At 62.6% G+C, this 23454-nt stretch carries 19 protein-coding genes; 12 read left to right on the forward strand and 7 right to left on the reverse strand.

What is annotated here, in order from left to right; translation table 11 throughout:
• Positions 1–27: 27 nt before the first annotated feature.
• Both AC1Q6I_RS04140 and fnr read right to left on the reverse strand, forming a co-directional pair.
• The gene (locus AC1Q6I_RS04140; RefSeq protein ID WP_024075517.1) at positions 28–1011 is read right to left on the reverse strand and encodes a zinc-dependent alcohol dehydrogenase family protein; all 984 of its coding nucleotides are present in this window, start codon (positions 1009–1011) and stop codon (positions 28–30) included.
• Between the two features lie 15 nt (positions 1012–1026).
• On the reverse strand, positions 1027–1767 hold the full coding sequence (gene fnr / locus AC1Q6I_RS04145) for a fumarate/nitrate reduction transcriptional regulator Fnr (RefSeq protein WP_041161215.1): 741 nt from the start codon (positions 1765–1767) through the stop codon (positions 1027–1029).
• A gap of 260 nt (positions 1768–2027) precedes the next feature.
• Between fnr and AC1Q6I_RS04150 the strand changes: the two genes are divergently transcribed.
• Positions 2028–4397: a phosphoketolase family protein gene (locus AC1Q6I_RS04150; RefSeq protein ID WP_102623334.1), complete on the forward strand. Its 2370-nt coding sequence runs from the start codon at positions 2028–2030 to the stop codon at positions 4395–4397.
• A gap of 11 nt (positions 4398–4408) precedes the next feature.
• On the opposite strand, the gene AC1Q6I_RS04155 is transcribed toward AC1Q6I_RS04150, so the two are convergent.
• The 3 genes from AC1Q6I_RS04155 to AC1Q6I_RS04165 all read right to left on the reverse strand — a co-directional run bounded on the left by AC1Q6I_RS04155 (position 4409) and on the right by AC1Q6I_RS04165 (position 7412).
• A complete protein-coding gene (locus tag AC1Q6I_RS04155) occupies positions 4409–4834 on the reverse strand; it encodes a potassium channel family protein (RefSeq protein ID WP_024075514.1) in 426 nt (141 codons plus the stop codon).
• A gap of 8 nt (positions 4835–4842) precedes the next feature.
• On the reverse strand, positions 4843–6684 hold the full coding sequence (gene ftsH, locus AC1Q6I_RS04160) for an ATP-dependent zinc metalloprotease FtsH (RefSeq protein WP_102623335.1): 1842 nt from the start codon (positions 6682–6684) through the stop codon (positions 4843–4845).
• Positions 6685–6764: 80 nt separating this feature from the next.
• On the reverse strand, positions 6765–7412 hold the full coding sequence (locus AC1Q6I_RS04165; RefSeq protein ID WP_024075512.1) for a BON domain-containing protein: 648 nt from the start codon (positions 7410–7412) through the stop codon (positions 6765–6767).
• 295 nt (positions 7413–7707) lie between these two features.
• On the opposite strand from AC1Q6I_RS04165, the gene AC1Q6I_RS04170 reads away from it, so the two are divergent.
• The 3 genes from AC1Q6I_RS04170 to AC1Q6I_RS04180 all read left to right on the forward strand — a co-directional run bounded on the left by AC1Q6I_RS04170 (position 7708) and on the right by AC1Q6I_RS04180 (position 10857).
• Positions 7708–8628 (forward strand): universal stress protein, encoded by a 921-nt coding sequence (locus AC1Q6I_RS04170; protein ID WP_102623336.1) that lies wholly within the window; start codon positions 7708–7710, stop codon positions 8626–8628.
• Positions 8629–8663: 35 nt separating this feature from the next.
• The gene (locus AC1Q6I_RS04175; RefSeq protein ID WP_102623337.1) at positions 8664–10046 is read left to right on the forward strand and encodes an MBL fold metallo-hydrolase RNA specificity domain-containing protein; all 1383 of its coding nucleotides are present in this window, start codon (positions 8664–8666) and stop codon (positions 10044–10046) included.
• Positions 10047–10167: 121 nt separating this feature from the next.
• Positions 10168–10857, forward strand: coding sequence for a BON domain-containing protein (locus AC1Q6I_RS04180; RefSeq protein WP_024075509.1), 690 nt, complete (start codon positions 10168–10170; stop codon positions 10855–10857).
• A gap of 299 nt (positions 10858–11156) precedes the next feature.
• On the opposite strand, the gene AC1Q6I_RS04185 is transcribed toward AC1Q6I_RS04180, so the two are convergent.
• The gene (locus AC1Q6I_RS04185) at positions 11157–13010 is read right to left on the reverse strand and encodes a response regulator (protein ID WP_102623338.1); all 1854 of its coding nucleotides are present in this window, start codon (positions 13008–13010) and stop codon (positions 11157–11159) included.
• Positions 13011–13408: 398 nt separating this feature from the next.
• On the opposite strand from AC1Q6I_RS04185, the gene AC1Q6I_RS04190 reads away from it, so the two are divergent.
• From AC1Q6I_RS04190 to AC1Q6I_RS04225, 8 genes are all read left to right on the forward strand, one after another.
• A complete protein-coding gene (locus tag AC1Q6I_RS04190; protein WP_102623339.1) occupies positions 13409–14791 on the forward strand; it encodes an NAD-dependent succinate-semialdehyde dehydrogenase in 1383 nt (460 codons plus the stop codon).
• A 63-nt stretch (positions 14792–14854) separates the two neighbouring features.
• Positions 14855–15991, forward strand: coding sequence for an NAD(P) transhydrogenase subunit alpha (locus AC1Q6I_RS04195; protein WP_024075506.1), 1137 nt, complete (start codon positions 14855–14857; stop codon positions 15989–15991).
• Positions 15988–16329: an NAD(P) transhydrogenase subunit alpha part 2 gene (locus tag AC1Q6I_RS04200; RefSeq protein ID WP_024075505.1), complete on the forward strand. Its 342-nt coding sequence runs from the start codon at positions 15988–15990 to the stop codon at positions 16327–16329. Before AC1Q6I_RS04195 ends, AC1Q6I_RS04200 begins: the two co-directional genes overlap by 4 nt.
• Before the next feature lie 9 nt (positions 16330–16338).
• Positions 16339–17775: an NAD(P)(+) transhydrogenase (Re/Si-specific) subunit beta gene (locus AC1Q6I_RS04205; RefSeq protein WP_102623340.1), complete on the forward strand. Its 1437-nt coding sequence runs from the start codon at positions 16339–16341 to the stop codon at positions 17773–17775.
• A 64-nt stretch (positions 17776–17839) separates the two neighbouring features.
• Positions 17840–18874 (forward strand): alcohol dehydrogenase AdhP, encoded by a 1035-nt coding sequence (adhP, locus tag AC1Q6I_RS04210; RefSeq protein ID WP_024075503.1) that lies wholly within the window; start codon positions 17840–17842, stop codon positions 18872–18874.
• Positions 18875–18888: 14 nt separating this feature from the next.
• Positions 18889–19995 (forward strand): NAD(P)H-hydrate epimerase, encoded by a 1107-nt coding sequence (locus tag AC1Q6I_RS04215; RefSeq protein ID WP_102623341.1) that lies wholly within the window; start codon positions 18889–18891, stop codon positions 19993–19995.
• Between the two features lie 178 nt (positions 19996–20173).
• Entirely contained in the window at positions 20174–20872 is a 699-nt protein-coding gene (locus tag AC1Q6I_RS04220; protein ID WP_069076090.1) for a dienelactone hydrolase family protein, read from the forward strand.
• Between the two features lie 77 nt (positions 20873–20949).
• On the forward strand, positions 20950–22680 hold the full coding sequence (locus AC1Q6I_RS04225; protein ID WP_102623342.1) for an HAD-IIB family hydrolase: 1731 nt from the start codon (positions 20950–20952) through the stop codon (positions 22678–22680).
• Here AC1Q6I_RS04225 and AC1Q6I_RS04230 read toward each other — a convergent pair.
• Positions 22658–23227, reverse strand: coding sequence for a GNAT family N-acetyltransferase (locus tag AC1Q6I_RS04230; RefSeq protein ID WP_102623343.1), 570 nt, complete (start codon positions 23225–23227; stop codon positions 22658–22660). The genes AC1Q6I_RS04225 and AC1Q6I_RS04230 overlap by 23 nt on opposite strands.
• Positions 23228–23454 lie beyond the last annotated feature (227 nt).

Below are 23454 nucleotides of genomic sequence, written 5' to 3' on the forward strand. Positions count from 1 at the left end.
TGTGTTCGGCGGCCGGCGCGCCGCCGTTCATGGCGTCAGCACGATCGCGCCGTTGAACTGCCCCGAACGCAAATGCGCCAAGGCTTGATTGGCCTCCTCCAGGGCAAAGCGGGTGATGTCGCAATGCACGGGCGTGTGCTGCAAGGTTTCGAAAAATGCCGCACCGTCGTGCCGCGTCAGGTTGGCCACCGAACGAACGCTGCGCTCGCCCCACAGCAACCGATAGGGAAAGGCCGGAATATCGCTCATGTGGATCCCGGCGCAAATCACACAGCCGCCTTTCACGGTGGCCGCCAACGCCAGCGGGACCAAGGCGCCGACGGGGGCGAAAATCAGGCTGGCATCCAGCAGGTGAGGAGGGGCCTGGTCCGAAGGGCCGGCCCACACCGCGCCCAGGGAGCGGGCATACGCCTGGCCGGCACTGTCATCCGGGCGGGTGAACGCGTACACGGTTTGCCCACGGCCCAGGGCGACCTGAATCGCCAGGTGCGCCGCCGCACCGAAGCCGTAAAGCCCCAGGTGGCGGGCGTCGGCAGCCATCTGCAAGGCGCGAAAGCCAATCAGCCCGGCACACAACAACGGCGCGGCTTGAACATCGGAAAGGTCGGCGGGAATCGGCAGGCAAAAGCGTGGGTCAGCCAGCGTGTATTCGGCGTAACCGCCGTCCAGCTGGCAACCGGTGAACTGCGCCCGATCGCAAAGGTTTTCGCGGCCGCTGCGACAGAAGTCACAGGTGCCACAGGTCCAGCCTAGCCAGGGCACCCCCACGCGCCGGCCGATCCAACCCGCGTCAACAGCAGCGCCCACGGCGGTCACTTCTCCGACAATTTCATGGCCCGGCACCCGTGGCAGTTGCGCTTGCGGCAACTCACCGTCCACCAGGTGCAGGTCGGTACGGCACACGCCACAGGCCAGCACCTTGATCAACAGTTGCCCGGCGGCAGGCGTCGGGATCGGCCGTTGCTCAAGTTGCAACGGCTGGCCGGGGGTGTGCAGGACCATGGCACGCATGACGCATCTCCAGCGTTAGAGGGGGCGATGACAGCCTGCGACCAGGTGCTTGAGGCCCTCCGGGTCCTGGATCGTGACATTTCGCCCCTCGACATGGGCCAAGCCCTGATCGCGCAGGTGCGCGATGCCACGGCAGATGGTTTCCAGGCGCAGGCCCAGGTAGGAGCCGATTTCTTCGCGGCGCATCTTCAACACGAAGTGCCGGGCGGAATACCCGCGAGCACTCAAGCGTTGCGACAGGCTCAGCAGGAACGCCGCCAGGCGCTCATCGGAGTTCATCTTGCCAATCAGCATCAGCAGGGTGTGATCCTGCACGATTTCACGGCTCAACAGCCGGGTGAGGTTGTGCTGCAGCGAGGGCAACTGGCGGGCGAGGTTTTCCAGGTGGGTATAGTGGATTGGGCAGACCTCACTGTCCTCCAGGGCTACCGCTGTGCAGGCATGCGCGTCGGCACTGATCGCGTCCAGGCCGAGCATGTCGCCGGCAATGTGAAAGCCGGTGACCTGTTCACGGCCGTCGACCGAGACCATGCCGGTCTTGAATGAACCGATACGCACCGCGTACAGCGAGCGCAGCGGATCGCCTGTACGGAACAGGGCTGCGCCTTTTTTTACCTTGAAGCGTTGCGCGACCAGCGTGTCCAGTTGCGCCACCTCGTGCCCCCCAAGGCCGATCGGCAGGCACAGCGCCGACAGGGCGCAGTCGGAGCACTTCGTCTTGAGGGGGCGAAGTGGCTGCGGGCGCACTTGAGGCATGGAACGTAAGGCCGTCGGATTGTCGACCACAAACAAATGATGGACTGTCATACATGCACTCCGTCCAGGCCTGAGCCTGAGTGTAGGGACGAAAGGAAGTGGCACTTTCTGCACCCTTTGTTCGGTCTGCCCGCTTCCCACGTTCATTGAGCTTGAGCCCCGGCTTCAAGACTTGACGTACATCAAGTCTCGCGCATTCGAGGCCCACAGAATCGACGAATGACAATCCATGTTTCGAGCCTGGGCGGAGGGAGGGGGTTATGAGCGATTTCTTGAGTGCCGAGGAACTGGAAGGGCTGGACGCGTATTGGCGCGCGTCCAATTACCTGGCGGTGGGGCAGATCTACCTGAAGAGCAACCCCTTGCTCCAGGTTCCCTTGACCCAGGCGCACATCAAGCCGCGCTTGCTGGGGCATTGGGGCACGACGCCGGGGCTCAATCTGCTCTACACGCACCTCAACCGCCTGATCACCCAGTACGATGTCAACCTGCTGTTCGTCGCCGGGCCTGGCCATGGCGGGCCGGCGGTCGTCGCGCAGACCTACCTGGAAGGCACCTACACCGAGTGCTATCCGTCCGTGGAGCGCAATACCAACGGGTTGCTGCGTCTGTTTCGACAGTTTTCCTGGCCCTATGGCATTTCCAGCCACGTCTCGGCACAGATCCCAGGCTCGATCCATGAAGGCGGTGAACTGGGTTACTGCCTGGCCCACGCCTATGGCGCGGTGTTTGATAACCCGGACCTGATCGTCGCTTGCGTGATCGGTGACGGCGAGGCCGAAACCGGCCCGCTGGCCGCCAGTTGGCACGCCAATAAATTCATCAACCCGGCGCGTGATGGCGCGGTGCTGCCGATCCTGCACCTCAACGGCTACAAGATTGCCAACCCCACCGTTCTGTCCAGGATCAGCGAAGAAGAGCTGTCAGCCCTGCTGTATGGGTATGGCTACGATGCCTACTTCGTAGAAGGCGATGAGCCGGCGCAGGTCCATCAAGCACTGGCGCGCACCTTGCACACCCTGCTGCTGAAGATCCGCGAGATCCAGCTCGCGGCTCGCCAGCCACGACGCAACGCGGCGCCGGAGCGCCAGCTGTGGCCCATGTTGGTATTACGCACGCCCAAAGGCTGGACCGGGCCGGCATTTGTCGATGGCTGCCGGGTCGAAGGCACATGGCGCGCCCACCAGGTCCCCTTGGCCAACTTCCAGGTGCCGGGCCATGTGCAGCAACTGGAGGAGTGGCTGAACAGCTATCGCCCCGGCGAATTGTTTGATGCCGACGGGGCCTTGCTGCCGGAAATCGCGGCCCTGGCGCCCACCGGACACCGCCGCATGAGCGCCAACCCCCACGCCAACGGCGGGCTGTTATTGCGCCCGCTCGACTTGCCACGCTTTGCCGATTACGCCGTCGAACTGCCAGTGCCCGGTTGCCGGCGCGCCGAGGCCACTCGGGTCCTGGGTTTTTTTCTACGCGACGTGATGAAAAACGCCCAGGGTGCCGGCAACTTCCGCTTGTTTGGCCCGGATGAAACCGCCTCCAACCGCCTGGACGCGGTCTACGAGGTCACCGCCAAGGCGTGGATGGACCCATTGGAGGCCGACGACCAGAACCTGGCGATTTCGGGCCGGGTCATGGAGATCCTCAGCGAGCACGTCTGTGAAGGCTGGCTTGAGGGCTATCTGCTGACCGGGCGCCATGGCTTGCTGTCGTGTTATGAGGCGTTTATCCATATCGTCGATTCCATGGTCAACCAGCATGCCAAATGGCTGAAAACCGCCGCCAGCGTGCCCTGGCGCAAGCCGGTGGCCTCGCTCAACCTGTTGCTGACCTCCCATGTGTGGCGCCAGGACCATAACGGCTTCTCCCACCAGGACCCCGGGTTTATCGACCTGGTCGCCAACAAGAAGTCCGACGTGGCGCGTATCTACCTGCCTCCCGACGCCAACTGCCTGTTGTCGGTGGCCGATCACTGCCTGCGCAGCCGCAATTACATCAATGTCATTGTGGTGGGCAAGCAACCGGAGTGGCAGTGGCTGGATATCGACGCGGCCGTGCGTCATTGCCTGGCGGGGATCGGTCGCTGGGGCTGGGCCTGCCGCGACGATCAGGACCCGGACGTGGTCATGGCCTGTGCCGGAGACGTGCCGACCCTGGAAACCCTGGCCGCCGTGACCTTGTTGCGCGAGTACGTCCCGGACCTGCGGGTACGGGTCGTCAATGTGGTGGACCTGATGGTATTGCAGTCGCCGTCCCAGCACCCCCATGGCCTGTCGGATACCGCGTTCGATGAGTTGTTCACCCCCGACAAACCGGTGATCTTTGCCTTCCACGGCTACCCGGCGCTGGTACACCGGTTGCTGTACAAACGCACCAATCATGACAACTTCCATGTGCGTGGCTTCAAGGAGGAGGGCGCCACCACCACGCCGTTCGACATGGCGGTGATCAACGACCTGGATCGCTACCGATTGGCGCTGGACGTCGTCGAGCGTGTACCTCGCCTGCAGGAACAACGCCACGCCGCACAATCGCGCTATTGGTCGATGATGGAGAAACACAAGTTGCACCTGATCGAGCATGGCGAAGACCTGCCCGAAGTCCTCAACTGGCAATGGACGCCGGCCACCTAGTGGAGGGGCCGCTACTTGCGTTTCCAGTACTTCTGCATTTCGAGAAACAGAAACGAAGCTGTCCAGGTGATCAGCACCAGACCGGTCAGCGCTTGCAGGCCGGTCAAGTACTTGAGATGGCCCACGGGGGTGATGTCACCGAAACCGATCGTGGTGTAGGTGGTAAAGGAAAAGTACACACAGTCCATGAACGAGCCGTCGAAGCGCCCCGACAGGCGGCCCCATTCGCCGTAGCGCGTCATCAGGTAATAAGCCAGCGCAAAGCACCACACTTCGATCGCGTGCGCCAGCAGGGCACCAAAGACCCCGATGACCATCCTGAAGCGGCTCCAGACCCTGAGCCGCGGCAGCCAGTCGTTCAGCCGCAACAGGCATTCGTAGTGAATGACCACGGCCAGGATGACCACCAGCATGTTGATCAGGGTGACAGCCAGCATGGCAAGCCTCAGTGGGGGGCGTCGGAACCGATGCTCAGCGGTGCCCGTTGCTGCTGCGGCATGAGCGGCGCGAAGTCCTCCGGGGTCAGGCTTTCCTTTTGCATCAACAAGTGCGCACCGGCATCCAGGTCGGCGCGGTGCGCTTGGAGCAGGACCTTGGCGCGCCCATAGGCTTCATCGAGCAGGGCACGAATACACAGGTCGACTTCCCTGGCGGTCTGCTCCGAATAATCCTTCTCGCCGCTGCCCTGCATGCGCTCACCCAGGTACGTCATATTCTGGCGCTCCAGCACTGCTTGACCCAGTTCGGCACTCATGCCGAAGCGGGTCGCCAACTGCCGGGCGATATCCGTCGCGTGGGCCAGGTCATCGGCGGCCCCGGTGGAGATCTGAGCGTAAATCAGAAACTCGGCGGCACGCCCGGCCATCAGCACGACCATGCGGTCCTTGAGCATCTGGCAACTGATCAGGAAGTGGTCTTCGGTCGGGCGTTGCAAGGTGTAGCCCAGGGAGCCAATGGCCCGCGGCACGATGGAGACCTTGTGCACCGGGTCCATGTCCGGCAGGTGACTCGCCGCCAGGGCATGGCCCATCTCGTGGTAGGCCACGACCTGGCGTTCTTCCGGGCGTAACACGCTGCTCTTGCGTTCGAGGCCGGCGACCAGACGTTCCACGGCCGCGGTGAAATCCTCCAGGCCGACCGTGTTGGCGCCACGGCGGGTGGCCACAATGGCCGCCTCGTTGACCAGGTTGGCCAGGTCGGCGCCGGTGAAACCGGTGGTGATGTCGGCAATCTGTTCGCTGTCGAGCGCGGGGTCCACGGTGATTTTTTGCAGGTGGACCTTGAGGATCGCCTGTCGACCTTTGCGGTCGGGTCGATCGATCAGGACCTGGCGGTCGATCCGGCCGGCGCGCAACAGCGCCGGGTCGAGCACTTCCGGGCGATTGGTCGCGGCCAGCAGCACCACGCCTTCACGGGGGTCGAAGCCGTCCAGTTCGGCCAACAGCTGGTTAAGGGTCTGCTCTTTTTCGTCATTGCCGCCCAGGACCCCGACGCCGCGCATCTTGCCCAAGGCATCCAGCTCATCGATGAAAATGATGCAGGGGGCGGCCCCCCGCGCCTGTTCGAACAGGTCATGGACCCGCGCGGCGCCGACGCCCACGAACATTTCGACGAACTCCGAACCCGAGATCGAGAAAAACGGCACCCCGGCCTCGCCCGCAATGGCCTTGGCCACCAGGGTCTTGCCGGTGCCTGGCGGGCCGACCAGCAGCGTGCCTTTGGGAATATGCGCGCCCAACCGTGCGTACTTGTCCTTGTCCTTGAGGAACGAGACGATTTCCACCAGTTCGGCCTTGGCCTCGTCGATGCCGGCGACATCCGCGAAGGTGATCCCGGTGTCCCGTTGGACAAACACTTTGGCCCTCGACTTGCCGATGTTCATCAGCCCGCCAAGGCCCTGTTTTTCCGCGACGCCGCGAAACAGGAAGTGCCAGACCACCATGATCAGGATAAAAGGCAGCAGCCAGCCCAGCAGGCCGTTCAAAAAGGTATTGTCATTGACCCCGGTAAAACTCGCCCCCGATTGCGCCAGGTTCGCGGCCAGCGCGGGGTCGACCCGCACGGTGGAGAACAGGTTGTGGCCATCGATCGGTACCTGCAGCTTGCCGCTGATCTGGTCTTTTTCGACCAGCAGGTCGCTGACTTTCTGCTCGTTCAACAATTGCAGAAACTGACTGTAGGGGATGCTTTGCACCACCCGATGTTCCATCCACAGAAACTGCGCAACGGTGAACACGACAAACGCGGTCAGAAAGTAAGACAGGTTCCATTGATGGTTCTTTTTCATGACCTTGACTCAAAAAAAAGGCACGCAAAGCAGACACAACCGTTGAATGCCCCGGTTGATACCCTGGGGCATTCCTCACCTCATGCAAGCAGCAAGTGATCTTCCACCCGCCTGACGCCAGGCACCGACCAGGCCGCCCGCTCCACGAGCTTGCGCTCACGCCACAGGTGCACCTTGCCGTCGAGCCTGACCACATCACCGTCGACCCTGACGTGAATATCCTTGGCGTCCACTTCGGCATTGCGCTTGAGCGCTTCTTCGATGCGTTTGCGGATATCGACGATGTCCACTCGGGGGCTCAGGGTCAGCCGATTGTCTACGCCGAGTACGCCGGATAGCTTGCGCACCGCTTTTTCTACAGTTTCCTTCTGGTATTGCCAGTCAACTTCCCCTTCAAGGGTGATCCAGCCGTGTTGAACGATGACTTTAACGGCATTGGGAGGCACGTCGGCGCTCCAACTGATGATGCTCAGGGCGCGGGCGGCGATGGTGTCGTCCGCAGTGCCGGCGCCTTTGTTCAGCCGGACCTGGATCTCCTCGGCGACGGCGCGCACGCCTTTGACGGCTTTGACTGCGCGTTCGGCGCGGACTTTTTGATCATAACTACTGACATGTCCGGTCAGCGTGACTACGCCTTTTTCCACGGCAACACCGATGTTGGCTGCATCGATCTGTGGTTGGAACTCCAGCTCTTCCAAAATGGCTTTGCGCAAACTCAAGTCGCTCATGATGGTGTCCTCCGTCCAGTTCGTGGCTCATGACGGGCCGTCAGTGGCCAGTCACTGGTTTCTACGCCCGCGCCGCGGGAAATCATTGAGCTATATCAACAAGGGATGAGTGAGCCGCAGGTCGATCCACGGTTTGCGTGAAAGCCAGCCATTATTTGACAAAAGTCAGAGTGCGTACCTTTCCGGGTCTGATACTTCAACCACGACTTTTTCAATCTGGATGAAGGGGGCATGGGGCTCGACAGGCAGTTGAGTGGCCGTCAGGCGGTAACGCCGGCCCGGATTGAGGTATGTGATGCTCAAACTCAAACGTATCTTATTGATCGCACCCTCCGAGATGACGCGCACCCCGGCCTTTGATCGGGCTCAGGCACTGGCCACTGCCAGCGGGGCATTGCTGCATATTGTGGCGTTCGACTATGTCACGCCGCTGGCGCTGGCTGGCGTGTTTGACCATGACGCGATGGCCCAGGCCAGGGAAGGCTACCTGCAGGTCCACCGTCACTGGTTGGAACAGCAGATACGTTTCCAGCGGCGCACCGGGTTGCAGATGACCAGTGAGGTGGTGTGGGCCAAGCCAAGCCTGTCGCAGGTGCTGGACTACGTGAACGACTTCCACCCGGACCTGGTGGTCAAGGATGTGGAACATGTTTCGGCGCTCGAGCGCACCTTCCACCGCCCCCTGGATTGGCTGTTGTTGCGCGACTGCCCGGCCTGTCTGCACCTGGTGACCAACGCCAAGCGCCCAAAGCCGTTGAAAGTGCTCGCCGCCGTTGATCTGTCGCACCTGGAAGAGCTGACCTTCGGGCTGAACGAGCGCGTCGTCGAAATGGCGTCCACCTGGGCGCGGGCCTGCGAAGCGCAACTGCATCTGTTGAATGTCAGCAACTGGGCGGTGGTGGGCGATACGGCCCTGAGCGTGCCTACCCACAGCCTGGAAAGCAGTTTGAGCGAAGCCGTCAACGACGCCCAGGCGGAAGCCTTTGATGAGCTTGCCGAACGCCATGGCATCGAAAAAAAACGCCAACATGTGCTCAGCGGCATGCCCCACAAAGTGATCAGCCAGTTCGCCCGCCAGCATGCCTTCGATGTGGTCGTGCTCGGCACGGTCTATCGCGACCGGCTCGATCGGATGCTGGGCAGCACCGCCGAAAGCGTGCTGAACCGCACGTCCTGCAGTTTGATGATCGTCAAGCCGCTGCCCCGGTCTGATTGAAACGGCCCATTTTTTAAACGATCAAGGAGACAAGCATGCGCATGACATTTCTGGGGGCCGCTGGCACGGTCACCGGCAGCAAATACCTGCTGGAGCATCGAGACCTGCACATCCTGGTCGATTGCGGCCTGTTCCAGGGCTACAAGCAACTGCGCCTGCACAACTGGGATGCGTTCCAGCTGCAGGCGCGCGACCTGCACGCTATCGTGCTGACACATGCCCACCTGGACCACAGCGGCTACCTGCCGCTGCTGGTACGCAATGGCTATCGCGGTCCCGTATACGCCACGCCCGCCACCTGTGAACTGGCCAAAATCCTGCTGCGCGACAGCGGCCGCTTGCAGGAAGAAGAGGCCGAGTTCGCCAACCGCCACGGGTTCTCCAAGCACACTCCGGCCTTGCCGCTCTACACCGAACAGGACGCCGAGCGGGCATTGAAACTGCTGCGGCCAATCGAACTGCAGCACCGCGTCGCGATTGCCCCAGGCTTGAGCATCCTGCTGCGTGATGCCGGGCATATTCTTGGTGCGGCGACGATCGAAATCGTTGCCGATGGCGTCACGCTGGTGTGTTCCGGTGACCTGGGGCGCCCGAACGATCCCTTGATGTTCGCCCCGCAAACCATCGAGCAAACCGACTATCTGCTGGTGGAGTCGACCTATGGCGATCGTCAACACCCCGTGGAGCCGCCCGAGGAACAATTGGCGCAAGTAATCACCCGCACCGCGCTGCGCCACGGCATCACCCTGGTACCGTCGTTTGCCGTCGGGCGCGCGCAACTGCTGATGTATCACTTGTATCGCCTGAAACAACGGCATGCGATCCCGGACCTGCCGATCTACCTCAATAGCCCGATGGCAACGGACGTCACCCGTTTGTACCAGCGCTTTCGGTCGGAGCATCGGTTGTCGCTGGAAGAGTGCCAGGGCATGTGCGATGTCACGCACTTCGTGTGTTCCGTGCAACAGTCGATTGACCTGGACCAGCAACGCACCCCGGCGATCATCATTGCCGCCAGTGGCATGGCCACCGGTGGGCGTGTGTTGCACCACCTCAAGGCGCTGGCGCCCAACCCACTCAACACCCTGTTGGTCCCCGGTTTCCAGGCCGGTGGCACACGCGGCGCACAGATTGTCGCCGGCGCGCCGTCGGTCCGTATCCATGGCCAGGACGTGCCGATCCGCGCAGAGGTCGTGCCCATGCAAACCCTCTCTGCCCACGCCGATGCTGATGAAATCATGCAATGGCTGCGCGGCTTCAAGCGCGCGCCGAAACATACCTATGTCGTCCACGGTGAACCCAACGCCTCGGATGTGCTGCGCCGGCGCATCAGCCAGGAGCTGGGCTGGTCGGTGTCGGTACCTGAGTATCGGGACTGTGTGGAACTGCCCGCCGTGGAGCGGCAATTGAGCGCTTAGCGCATGAACGTGCGGCGTCGGGGTAGTGCTTGGAATAGGTACTTTCCGACCTGCTCGGGCGGGTGGCAACGCGCTACGCTTGGGCGGCTTGAGACGTTTGCAAACATTCCGGAGCTTTTTTATGAATAGCGATGAAAAGCTGAGGCAGCAGGTGATCGACGAACTGAACTGGGACCTGGCGCTGAAAGCCGATCAGATTCTGGTCCAGGTGTCCGATGGTATCGTCACGCTCTCTGGCAATGTCACCAGTCATGCCGAGCGCTGGCACGCCGAACAGGCTGTGGCGCATGTGGCTGGCGTCGTGGACCTGATCAACCGCATCGACGTGGTTCTGCCTTCCAGCCATGTGCGTACCGACAGCGATCTGGTCGCCGCGGTCGCTTCAGCGTTGCAAGGGAACACCTCGCTGGCGGAACACCGCGTCAACATCAGTGTGACGGATGGCTGGCTGGTGCTCAGCGGTGAAGTCGATTCGGAGCATCAGCGCCAGGCGGCAGGCTATGCAGTGCGCTATCTGCCGGGGATCAAGGGGATCAGCAACGATATCGTGGTCAAGACCCATGCCTCTGCGCAAACCATCAAGACCGATATCGAATCAGCGTTTCGCCGCAGAGCGATTATTGACGCCCACGGTATCGATGTGCGCGTGGACGGCGGGGACGTCACGCTTTCGGGCGTTGTCGGGTCGCTTCCCGAACGCGACATGGCGCGTTTGACGGCCTCGAGCACGGCCGGGGTGCAGAAGGTTGTCGACAACCTGGTGGTCGCGCCCACCGCCCAACAAACGAATGGCCCAGGTGGCGCGGCTTGACTCACGGGGCAGCGGATCTCCCTCCGTGGCGAGGGCGCTTACTGTGGCGAGCGGGCTTGTCTGTGGTGAGCGGGCTTGTTGTGGCGAGCGGGCTTGCCCCGCGTTGGGGCGCGAAGCGGCCCCATTACCGGCGATGGGTTTTTAACTGACGCACCGCAGTGCCTGGCTTTGGGGCTGCTGCGCAGCCCAACGCGGGGCAAGCCCGCTCGCCACAACAAGCCCGCTAGCCACAGACAAGCCCGCTCACCACAGTAAGCCCGCTCGCCACAGGGGATTTTGTCAGGGCCTGAAAATCATGCTCACGGGGTGAGCCCCTTACCATGACCCGCGGCTGAAAGGGCTTTTTCACCGGCCGCCAGGGCGATGCGAGCCAGTTCGGGAATCGATTTGGCTTCGGTCCGGCTCATGATCGACGCGCGATGCTTCTCAACCGTCCTTTGGCTGATACCCAGCTCAAATGCAATGTTCTTGCTGGGGTGGCCGTCCAGGACCATCTCCATGATTTGGCGCTGGCGGGGAGTCAGGTGACTGATATGGTCAATGGCGGCCTGGCGAAGCGCCTTGAAGCCCTGGGTATCCGCTTGGTTGGCCAAGGCGTTTGTCAGGCTGGTCAATAGCTGCTGGTAACGGAACGGCTTTTCGATGAAGTCGCACACGCCGGCCTTCATCGCATCCACGACATCCGCGACGCGGCTGTTGCCACTGATCATGATGATGGGCAACTCGTCCCCCCGTGCCCTCAGACGCCCAACCACCTCCAGCCCGCTGATGCCGGAGGGGCGTGCTTCAATCACCAGGCAGCCCCGTTGATCGCCGGGATAGCGCTCGAAAAACTGCTCGGCGCCAGCAGCGTCACGCACGGGGTAACCTTGGGCCTCCAATACCCTGCGCAAGTTGTTGCGCAACGCCTCGTCCTCGTCCACGACGTAGATCACCGCGCCCGAAGACGCCGGCAGGGCACCTGGCGCATGGCCTGTGGCTGCCGCGCTCAGTGCGGTACCGAGGGTTGCGCGCAGCGTATTCAAGCTCACGGGTTTGCGCAGCAGCATGCAATCGGCGGCGAGGACCGCGTGGGCAACCTGCCGCTGGGTGTCGGCGGTCAGTACGATAGCCGGCGTGGTTCGGTTGAATTGATCGCGCAGTCGCTGCACCAACTGCACACCGTCCATGGCGGGGGCCAGCGCATGTTCGGTCAAGACCAGGTCAGGCTGGAGACCTGAGCGTGCCAGCCACGCCAACGCGGCGGCACCATCACTGACCGCAGCCGTTTGATAGCCCAACGAACCTAAGCCGCAGCACAGCATCTCGCGGAGCAGGGCCTGCGGCTCGACAACCAGCAACAGCCGATGGGACGCCGTGATCGGCGGTTTGATCGCGTTTTTTGGGCGTACCGACGACCGCGCTGACGGCACGCTGATGGAAATGAGCGTGGCTTTTCCGGGCGAGTACCGGACCTGCAACTGCGCCCCCAGCATTGCGCTCAACTCATAGGTTGAAAGCGCGCCCGCGCGGCCATAGGCATCCGGCAGGAAGGGCGCATGCACAGGCATCGACACGATGCGCAAGGCGGCCTCGCGGCTTTCACAGCCCGAACACCACAGTTCCAGGCTCAGCCATTGCAGATGGCGCCGGGCGCCCAGCGTCAGGCGACTGTTGCGGTTCGCGTGCATGAGGTTGTACATCAGGCTGCTCAGTACTTGCCTGAGGCCCTCGGGAAGGCTCCTGACCCATGCCGAGCACGGCACGATCCGCAGTTTGATGCGCCGGGCGACGGCCAACGGTAAACAGTCTTGGGCCAGTGCCTTGAACAGGGTTTGCACGGGGAAGTCCACGGCATCGTGCCGATCTCTCTCGGTGAGGGAGGAGGGCAGGTCGAGCGGGGTGTTGAACCGGCTCAACAAGTGCTCCACCGTGGCATCCAATTGTTCAAGCAGCCCTTGGGCAGGTGTCGCCGGATTCAGCTCATTCGCCTCGAGCTGCCCCGTGATCAGTGAGACCAACTGTGCTGTCTGGCGAAGTGTCTGGTCGATACCGCGCAGGCGTTCGACGCTGGGCGTGGTCTTGAGGGCCAAGGGTTGTTGAGCCGCAGGCGGTGCACTCCCAGATACCGTGTGCGGTAAGGCGTCCTCCGACATGGATTGGTTGACGTGCATGACTAACCCTCCTGACAAGACCCGATGGTGCGTTGCCTGCCGCGCAATCCTATGCGGTTTGTCCGACGCTTTAATTGATCTATGTAAGTATTTTCCGAGCTCCCACCTCTACCAGGGCCTTCTGCCTGGCGCCAATCGACAGCGCGTAAAGACGAAGCGCGACACCAACCTGTGCGAGACGTCAACTCGCTCGTCTGCGCACCACCGAAGTGCGCCCCCGGCACCGTTAAGGTGCTCGGCAATCACCCGCCAGCAGCCCTTGATAAAGGCTTATGGGTAGATTCCGACGCTAGTCACCTGCCCCCATAGCGACCATCGTAATCCTGGCTTATGGGCAGGGCGGATGCAGGCCGTGCGCTCTGCGTTGAATGACTCAATTTGAGGGGAAGGCAACCGTTATGGCTTACACGACGATCAATCCATACAACGGCGAGTTGCTCGCACAATTCGATACGCTGACGGCTGAGCAACTGGAGCGCAAACTGGCCGTCGCGGCGCAGTGCTACGCGGCGTGGAAAACCAAGACGTATGCCCAGCGTGCTTCGGTCATCGCCAAAGCGGCTGAATTGATGCATCAGCGCTTCGACACCCTGGCCCGTAAGATCACATTGGAGATGGGCAAGCGAATCAACGAGGCCCGCGGCGAAGTCAAGTTCAGCGCCGATATCATGGCGTACTACGCCAAGAACGCCGAGCGCTTCCTGGCGCCGCAGGCGCTGGAGCCGAGTGCGGGCGAGGCGCATATGGAGAGCAGCCCCATCGGCGTGGTCTTCGGCGTCGAACCGTGGAACTTTCCCTTCTATCAGTTGGCGCGCGTGGCGGGCCCGCACTTGATGGCCGGTAACGTGCTGGTGATCAAGCATGCCGGTTGTGTGCCGCAATGTGCGATTGCCTTTGAGCAGGTCCTGCTCGAAGCCGGCGCACCGGCGGGGCTCTATACCAACCTGCTGATATCCCACGAGCAGTCCAGGCAGGTGGTGGACGACCCGCGTGTGCGTGGGGTGGCATTGACCGGGAGTGTCGCCGCTGGCCGCAGCCTGGCGTCGTGGGCGGGACAGAACCTGAAGCCGTCCTCCATGGAGCTGGGGGGCAGCGATGCGTTCATTGTGCTTGAGGACGCTGACCTGGACCTGGCGATCAAATGGGCGATCTGGGGGCGGATGTATAACTGCGGGCAGACCTGCTGCGCGGCAAAACGCTTCATTGTCGTCGAATCCATGGCCGATGCCTTCCTGGAAGGCTTCAAGGCCGGGCTTGCGGCCTTGAAACCCGGTGACCCCATGGAGGAAAGCACCACCCTGGGCCCGCTGTCTTCGGAAGCAGCCTTGTTGCAGTTACTTGGCCAGGTGCACACGGCGACGGCCCACGGGGCACGGGTGCTGCTGGGGGGCGGGCGTATCGATCGCGCCGGTTCATTCATGACCCCGACCATCCTTACCGATATCGCCCCCGACAATCCGGCATTCCGCGACGAGTTCTTCGGCCCCGTGGCGCTGTTTTTCCGCGTCAAGGACGAAGAAGCCGCGATCGCCCTGGCAAACGATTCCGACTTTGGCCTCGGCGGGTCGGTGTTCACCCGTGATGTGGAGCGGGGACGTCGGGTGGCCAGCCGGATCGAGACCGGCATGATGTTTATCAACAACATCAGTTGGAGCGATGCCGAACTGCCCTTTGGCGGTATCAAGGATTCGGGCTATGGCCGCGAACTGGGCGACATGGGCATCCAACAGTTCGTCAATAAGAAACTCGTGCGTTACGTGTCGGCCCAGGCACCGGTCTGAAGCCTTATCCCGTCCCTATCCCGGGCGCCCGCACACAGGCGGGCGCCCCCCATGGAGCGCGCGATGTACGTCAATGTGGCTGTGATGAAAGAAACCCACCCGCACGAACGGCGGGTGGCCCTGGTACCGAGCCTGTGTGCGAAGTTATGTGCATTGGGCGCCAAGCTGCATATGCAAACGGGGGCAGGGGACGCGAGCTTCCTGCCCGACGCGGCTTATACGGACGTGGTGTTCGTCTCCGGCAACGGGCAGTGGCTGCATGAGGCCGATGTGGTCCTCGCCGTGCAGGCACCTTCGCAGGAGGTGGTCGGCAAAATGAAGCCGGGCTCGCTGCTCCTGTGTTTTGTGTATGCGCAGAACAACCCGGCCCTGGTGCAACGCTTGCTGGAGCGCCAAATCACGTGTTTTGCCATGGAGCGGCTGCCGCGGACCACGCGGGCCCAGTCGATGGACGCGTTGTCCAGCCAATCGGCATTGTCGGGGTACTACGCCGTGCAACTGGGGTCGGTGCATCTGTCTCGCATACTGCCAAAGGTCACCACCGCGGCCGGCATCGTCGGGCCTGCTCGGGTGCTGGTGCTGGGCCTGGGTGTCGCGGGGCTGGAGGCCATCGCCACCGCGCATCGGTTGGGCGCGGTGGTCGAAGGGTACGACGTGCGCCCGGAAACCGCCGAGCAGGCGCGCTCCCTGGGCGCCAGTTTTGTCGACGTGGGGGTCGATGCGCGGGGCAAAGGCGGTTATGCACGGGAGTTGAGTGACGCGGAAAAACACCAGGTCGCGCTCGTGCTGACTGAGCATATCCAACGGGCAGACCTGGTGATTACCACGGCGGCCGTACCGGGGCGGCCTTCACCACGCCTGATCAGCGCCGCACAGCTCGCCGGGATGAAGCCTGGCGCCGTGATCGTCGACCTGGGCGCCGAAGGCGGGGGCAACTGCGAGGGCTGCGTCCCCGGCCAGACCGTCAAGGTCGGTCAGGTCACGCTGTTGGCGCCGTTGAACCTGCCTTCGTCCTTGAGCCAGGACGCCAGCCTGCTGTATGCGAAAAACCAGTTCAACCTCTTGGCGCTGATGTTGAAAAACAACGTCATCCACATTGATTGGGACGATCCGTTACTGGCGCAAACGGCGCTCACCCACGCCGGCAAACTCATGCCACCGCTGAGCCCGACAGATGCGCCCAAGGAGAAAACCTCATGAGCAACGTTGGTTTTATCGGCCTGTATATTTTCATGCTCGCCGCGTTTGCCGGCTGGGTCATCATTGGCCGGGTCCCGGCGATCCTGCATACACCGTTGATGTCGGGCTCGAACTTTATCCACGGCATCGTGGTGATCGGTGGCCTGATCGGCTTGCTCGACGCCGCGACACTGCCAGAGCAAGTGGCCGGGTTCGTCGCGGTGCTGCTCGGGGCGGGGAATGCAGCGGGCGGGTACGCCGTCACCGGCCGGATGCTCGCCATGTTCCAGACCAGCGCGCCGGAGCCCAAGCGGCGCAAAGCCCATCACTCCGCCACCCGCAAGGCTGAGAAGGCCTGAGGTTTGATCATGTTGATGATGACGTCGCAATGGCTGATAGGGCTGGTGTACTTCTTCGCCGCGTTTTTACTGATCTTCGGGTTGTGGCGCATGTCGTCGCCTGTCACGGCCCCCGGCGGTATCCATGTGGCCGGGTGGGGCATGGCGGGCGCGGTGATCGTGAGTTTCCTCTATGTGTTTTCCGTGAGCGAGGCGGCACGACCGCATCTGCCCACCAACATCGGCCTGGCGCTGGTGGCCTTGTTGCTGGGCGGCGGCGCTGCCTGGTGGAGTGGGCGCAAGGCGGCAATGACCGCCATGCCGCAGATGGTCGCGATCTACAACGGTATGGGCGGTGGCGCCGCCGCCGCCATCGCGGCCATGGAACTGTTCGGCGCGCGGGCGCTCGACCTGCCCACCTTGGCCGGCACATTGTTTGGCGCACTGATCGGCGCAGTTTCGCTATCGGGTTCGTTGATCGCCTGGGCCAAGCTCGATGGTCGCCTCGATAAACCCCTGCGCCTCAAGGGCCTGCAACTGATCAACGCGGCGGTGATGCTGCTGACCCTGGCTGCCGGCGCCTGGCTGATGCTCGCCATGCAGGCGGCAGACGGCGTGCCTGGCCATGTACCCTGGTTGATCGCCGGGTTCTTCGCGGGGGCGTTGCTGTTTGGCGTGTTGATGACGTTGCCCATCGGCGGTGCCGACATGCCGGTGGTGATCTCCATCTACAATGCCTTTACCGGCCTGGCGGTCGGCCTCGAAGGGTTTGTGTTGCAGGTTCCGGCCATGATGATCGCGGGCATGCTGGTGGGCGCCGCCGGTGTGTTGCTCACATTGTTGATGGCCAACGCCATGAATCGCACGGTGGCGCATGTGTTGTTTGCCCGTTTTGGTGATCAGCCCGTTCGCAAAGGCGCGGTGATCACGGGCGAGCTGAAGCCGACCGCCGCCAGTGATGCCGGGGTCGCCATGCGCTACGCCGCTAAAGTCATCATCGTGCCGGGTTATGGTTTGGCCGTCGCCCAGGGCCAGCAAAAGCTCTATGAGTTCGTGAAGCTGTTGCAGGCCCACGGTGTCCTTGTGCGTTTCGCGGTACACCCGGTGGCGGGGCGCATGCCGGGGCAAATGGACGTGTTACTGGCAGAAGCGGGGGTGCCCTACGACCTGATTTTCCAGCTCGAAGACATCAATACCGACTTCCCCGGCACCGATATGGTGCTGGTCATCGGCGCCAACGACGTGGTCAACCCCGCGGCACGCAATGACAAGGCATCGCCCATCTATGGCATGCCGATCCTGGACGTGGACAAGGCGCATCACGTGTATGTGGTCAAGCGCGGGGAAGGCAAGGGCTACGCGGGTATTCAGAACCCGCTGTTTTACGCAGAAAACTGCAACATGGTGTACGGCGATGCACAGGCTGTCCTGGTCAAGATGATCGAGGCGGTCAGAGGTTTGGGTTAAGGCTTTTCGGGCTGGCCGGGCACTCGCCGGGCCGGCAAACACCACTCTGGAAGAGGGTCGCGAGATGAACAGTAAGATGTTAGCCGCCGTCGTCGAGTCATTTGGACAACCATTGGTCATGCGCCAGGTGGATATTCCGGTACCGGGGCCGGGGATGATCCTGATTAAAGTGGAAGCCTGCGGGGTGTGTCACACCGACCTGCACGCGGCGCGGGGGGATTGGCCACTCAAGCCTTCCTTACCCTTTACCCCTGGACACGAGGGCATCGGCATCGTGGTGGCGCTGGGCGAAGGCGTGACGGCCGTACAGAAGGGCGAGCGCGTGGGGGTGCCATGGCTGTATTCGGCGTGCGGCCATTGCGAATACTGCCTGCAAGCCTGGGAAACCGTTTGCGCCCAGGCCGAGTTTGGCGGCTACACGCGCAACGGTGGCTTTGCCGAATACATACTGGCAGACCCTGAGTATGTGGCGCATATCCCCGCCGGCCTGACACCGTGTGAGGCCGCGCCGATCATTTGCGCCGGGGTGACCACCTACAAAGGCATCAAGGAGGCGGATGTGCGGCCGGGGCAGTGGATCGTCATTTCCGGGGTGGGCGGCCTGGGCCATCTCGCGGTTCAGTACGCCAAGGCCATGGGGCTGCGGGTGTGTGCCGTCGACATCGACGAGCGCAAGCTGGCCCATGCCACGCAACTGGGGGCTGAAGCAGTGGTGAACGCCAAAGGTGCGGACCCGGTGGCCGCGGTCATTGCCGCCACCCAGGGCGGTGCCCATGGGGTGCTCATTACCGCGCCTTCGCTCGGCGCGTTCAAGCAAGGCGTCGCGATGACCCGCAAACTGGGGACCTGCGTGCTCGTCGGCTTGCCCCCTGGCGAGTTTCCCATGGCATTGTTCGACGTGGTCGCCAACTGCATTACGGTGCGCGGCTCGTTCGTCGGCAATCGCCAGGACATGGCGGAGGCGCTGGCGTTCGCCGCCGCGGGCAAGGTCAAGGCCGACATTGAACTGCAGCCGTTGTCTGCGATCAACCAGGTGTTCGAGCGCCTTGAGCATGGCGATGTCCCCGCGCGGGTGGTGATCGATTTCAGTGGCCGTTGAGAGCGTGAAAAAGCATGCATACGTTTGACAGAGATCGGCGCCAGAGCGTGTTGCTGACGGTGAGTCAGATGGCGGAAGCCGACCGGCTCTCGGTTGTCGCTGGCGTGTCGTCTTTCGCGTTGATGAGCAATGCCGGTGCGGCCGTGGCGCGCGAAATCCAGCGCCGCTGGACGCCCAGGCCGCTGGTGGTGCTCTGCGGGCCGGGCAACAACGGAGGGGATGGCTTTGTCACCGCGCATCGGCTGGCCGAGGCAGGCTGGCCGGTGACGCTGGCCATGTGGGGCGATCCATCGGCCCTGAAGGGCGAAGCCAAGCAGCACGCACAACGCTGGCAGGGCGCGGTTCACACGCTGAGCCCAGCGGTGCTCGAGGGGGCCGAACTGATCGTTGACGCGGTGTTCGGCGCCGGCCTTGCCCGCGCCCTGCAAGGGCCGGTCCTCGAGACGCTGACCGCCGCGGGCCGTGGCAATGCTCCAATTATCGCGATCGATATACCCAGCGGGGTCATGGGCGATACCGGTGAAAGCCTGGGCGCGGTCGCGGCCGTGCTGACCGTGACGTTTTTTCGCAAGAAACCGGGCCATCTGTTGCAACCTGGGCGGGCACTGTGTGGCGATGTCGTCGTTGCCGATATCGGTACCCCCGAAACGGTACTCGACACCCTCGTCCCCCAGACCTATGAGAACCATCCCCGGTTGTGGCTGAGCGACTTGCCGCCCATCGCCACCCAGGATCGTGCCCCCCGATGCGCCGGCGTGCTGCCCCTCGACGAGGACGAATTCCGACAGAAATTCGCGTTTTCAGGCGACTCGCTGACCCGCACTCGAGCCGCTGCCCAGTCCTGCTCAAGGGTGGTGGTCCTTGAAGGTGGTGACACGGTCATTGCTGCGCCGGATGGCCAAGCCATCATCAACAGCAACACACCCTCGAACCGGGCGGGTGCCAGCGTCGTATCGCGCTCGATCATTCATGGCCTGCAGGCCCAGGGGATGCCGGCGTTGTCGGCGGCAGCGGCGGGCATGTGGCTGCACGGCGCGGCCATTGCCGAGTTCGGTCCGGGGTTCTCGGCACAAGACTGGCCGGCCGTGCTGCCCGTGCTGTTGCGTGGCCTGGTCAATTGATTTGGCCCCTCGATCGGCGCGGGTTTGATTTTTATCAAGGAGCGCTTGCCAAAAAAAGGCAAGTTAGCCCGCAGCGGCTCCAGGTCGGCAGGGTGATCGACTTGATGAAAGAACAAAGATGAAGCCACGTCTGAAGTACCTTGCCCCCCAAAAGATTACATACGAAGGTATTCAACCAATGGCTTCTCCCGCTGGCGTTACGGTCTCTGGGCTCCAATACAGGAAGTTCAACTTTTCCGGCTTTGAACTGGCAGGTGATTTGCGATTGCCGCCAGGCACCGAGCGCCTGGTCATTCTGGTGCATGGGAGCGGCGGGGGCCATTCCAACCCGCGCAACCACTATATTGCGGAGTACCTGGCTCGCCACGGCATGGGGACCTTGATGCTCGACCTGCTGACGCGGACCGAGCAACGCTGGGATAACCTGACCGGCGTGCTGCGCTTCGACATTTCCTTGCTCGCCGATCGACTGACCAGGGTCATCGAGGCGATTGCCCACGATGCCGAGTTACGCCCGCTCGCCCTGGGGTTGTTCGGCGCCAGTACGGCCGCGGCCGCCGTCTTGGTCGCCGCCACCCGTGCGGCCACGGTACAGGCAGTCGTCAGCCGAGGAGGGCGCACCGATCTCGCGGCGCAGGTGTTGCGCCGGGTCAGGGCGCCCACCTTGCAAGTGGTCGGCGCGCAGGACCCGGTGACCCTGCACGTGAATGAACAGACCTGCCGGGCGTTGCACTGCACGCAACACCTGGAGGTCGTGAAAGGGGCCACCCATCTGTTCAAAGAACCAGGCGCCCTGGCGGACGTGGCGAGGTTGACCGGCAATTGGTTTGAAAAGTACCTGCACCCGAACCCTTGCCCACCTCTCCATAGGCCCTGAACGGGAAGTTCGCCCCCCTGAGCAATGGCCCACCAATCGGCCGGTTTTCGTCGAGGTCAACCCCTCAAGGAGCACCCATGCACTTCTTAGCCTTGGCGGTCGACTATGACGGCACTATTGCCGAAAACGGCAGCGTTCCACCGGAAGTCTGTGCCTCGCTCGCCGCCCTGAAACACAGCGGTCGCAAGCTGCTGTTGATTACCGGCCGCGAGTTGCAAGCGCTCAAGCACCACTTTGCACAACTGTCGCTGTTCGACCTGGTCGTCGCGGAAAATGGCGCGCTCTTGTATGACCCCACTACCGATACCGAGGAACTCATCGCAGATCCCGCCTCGACCGAACTGGTGGGGCGCCTGCGCGAAAAGGGGGTGTCGCCCTTGTCCGTCGGCCGGTCCGTGGTCGCCACCTGGCACCCGTTCGAAGAGGCGGTGATCAGTACCATCCGCGAGCTTGGCCTGGAGCTGCAGATCAGTTTCAACAAGGATGCGATCATGATCTTGCCGTCCTGTGTGAACAAAGCCTCGGGCCTGAGTGCCGCGTTGTCGAGGCTGGGGATCTGCGAGCTGAACGTGGTGGGGGTGGGCGATGCTGAAAATGACCACGCGTTTCTGGCACTCTGCGGCTGTACGGCGGCGGTGAGCAATGCCATTGAATCGATCAAGGCCCGCGCTGATATCTGCCTGACACAGGATCATGGTCGGGGTGTCTGCGAGCTGATAGAAAGGCTGCTGCAACAAGACGCGGCGCTGGGCAAGATCGAACGCATCGGCTTGCGGTTGGGCCAGACCGACGATGAGCGTCCGGTCTGGCTACCGCCAGGCTCGGTGTTGCTGATCATTGGTAATTCGGGTTCCGGCAAATCGAGCTACGTGACCTGGCTGACAGAACGCATGGTCCAGGCGCGCCAGGATTTCTGCATCATCGATCCCGAGGGCGATTACCTGTGCCTGGAGGACGCGGTTACCGTGGGCGGCCTCACCACGCCCCCCACGACAGAAGAATCACTGCGCCTTCTGTTACAGGCCCGGCTCAACGTAGTAGTGAGCACGCTCGCCCTGGACCCGCCCGCCCGGGTGCAACTGTTTGGCGAACTGCTGCCGTTTATCCAGCGTCTACGGAGCACATCCGGTCGACCCTACTGGCTGATCGTGGACGAAGCCCACTACATGCTGCCTCAGCGCGCGGTGTGGCCCTTGGGGTTTCTCGCCAATATGGGGGCGATCATCGTGGCCCTGGACTTCGACCAAGTCTGCCCGGCGTTGCTCGAAGGGGTCGATATGCTGGTGACCCTGGGCAGCACCGCGAGGGAATTGGTCCAACGCTTCGCCCATCACACGCAGCGAACGTGCCCCGCGTTCCCGGCACACCCACCGGGGCTTGAACCGGTATGCCTCTGGGACCTTCATCATGGTGAAGCGGTTGTGCTTCTGGAGCAGTTGCAGCCGCATCAAAAGCATCACCGCCACAGCGGCAAATACGCTGCCGGCAATGTCGGCGCATGGCGCGCGTTTTACTTTCCCGCGCTGGGCAAGCACGCGTCCAACCTGACGGAGTTTCTATCCGCGCTGGCGCAGCTGGACGCTCGGGCGTTTGGCGAACATCGAAGGGCCGGGGATTTTTCCAACTGGTTCCGCGAGGTGATTCGCGACGATGTCCTGGCCAACAAAACCCGCCTGATTGAAAACGACGACGCGGTATCCATCCAGGTGGCGTTGGAACAGATCAGCCGCCTCGTGCAATCGCGCTACCACCTTGAGCAGGTTGATGCGCCGGGAGCCGCCCCGGTCACAGCGCCAACTCATGAATAATGCGATCGAAATCACGCCCCTGGTACACCGAGGTAAACCCCGACTGCTTATACAAACCATGAATCGGGTAATCGGTCGATAAATCCGTCGAGCGCATCACGCTGAAGCCGTTGCGCCTGGCCGCGTCAATCAGGTGCCCCAGCAATAAATGCCCCAGCCCCTTGCGTAGCCAGGGGTCGGCGACGGCGACCGCGCATTCGCAGCAGTCGTCTCTATCCATGGCTTGCCTGTAGCGGCTGACGCCAATGACCTGCAATTCGCCGTCATGGTGGATCAAGGCGAGATAACCCCGGCTGATATCCCCCGGGACGCTCAGCAGCGAGTCGATGATGCGCTCGTCGACATGGGTCACCGCCCCCAGGAAACGGAAGCGCAGTGACAGCGGCGACAAACGCTGGAAGAAGCGCAGCAGGCGTGCGTGATCGTCGGTCGACAGCGGACGGATCAGCACATGCGTTCCGTCGCGCAGTTTCTCCAGCCAGTGCTCTTCGGGTGACGCTTGATCCATCTCGGCGATGAGCGCGGCAGTGTGCGGGTTGGTCAGCATGGGGGGGGCTCCAGTGCAGGGCAGGTAGTGAAGTCGGTGGCCTCGCGGAACGACCTGCATCACAGTGCGGCTTCGGCAGCGCGGGCTTATTGATTAAAGTCACAAAGCCCGGCGCAAAGGGCCCGGCCATCCCGATAGCGGCACGGTCAATCCGGGGTGTTTGACCTGAATCAAACGCACGCCTGGCCGCCGCGGCAGAATCGGACACTCCGCTGGTTCGATCCGGG

It is taken from the genome of Pseudomonas sp. MPR-R2A5 (assembly GCF_058793055.1).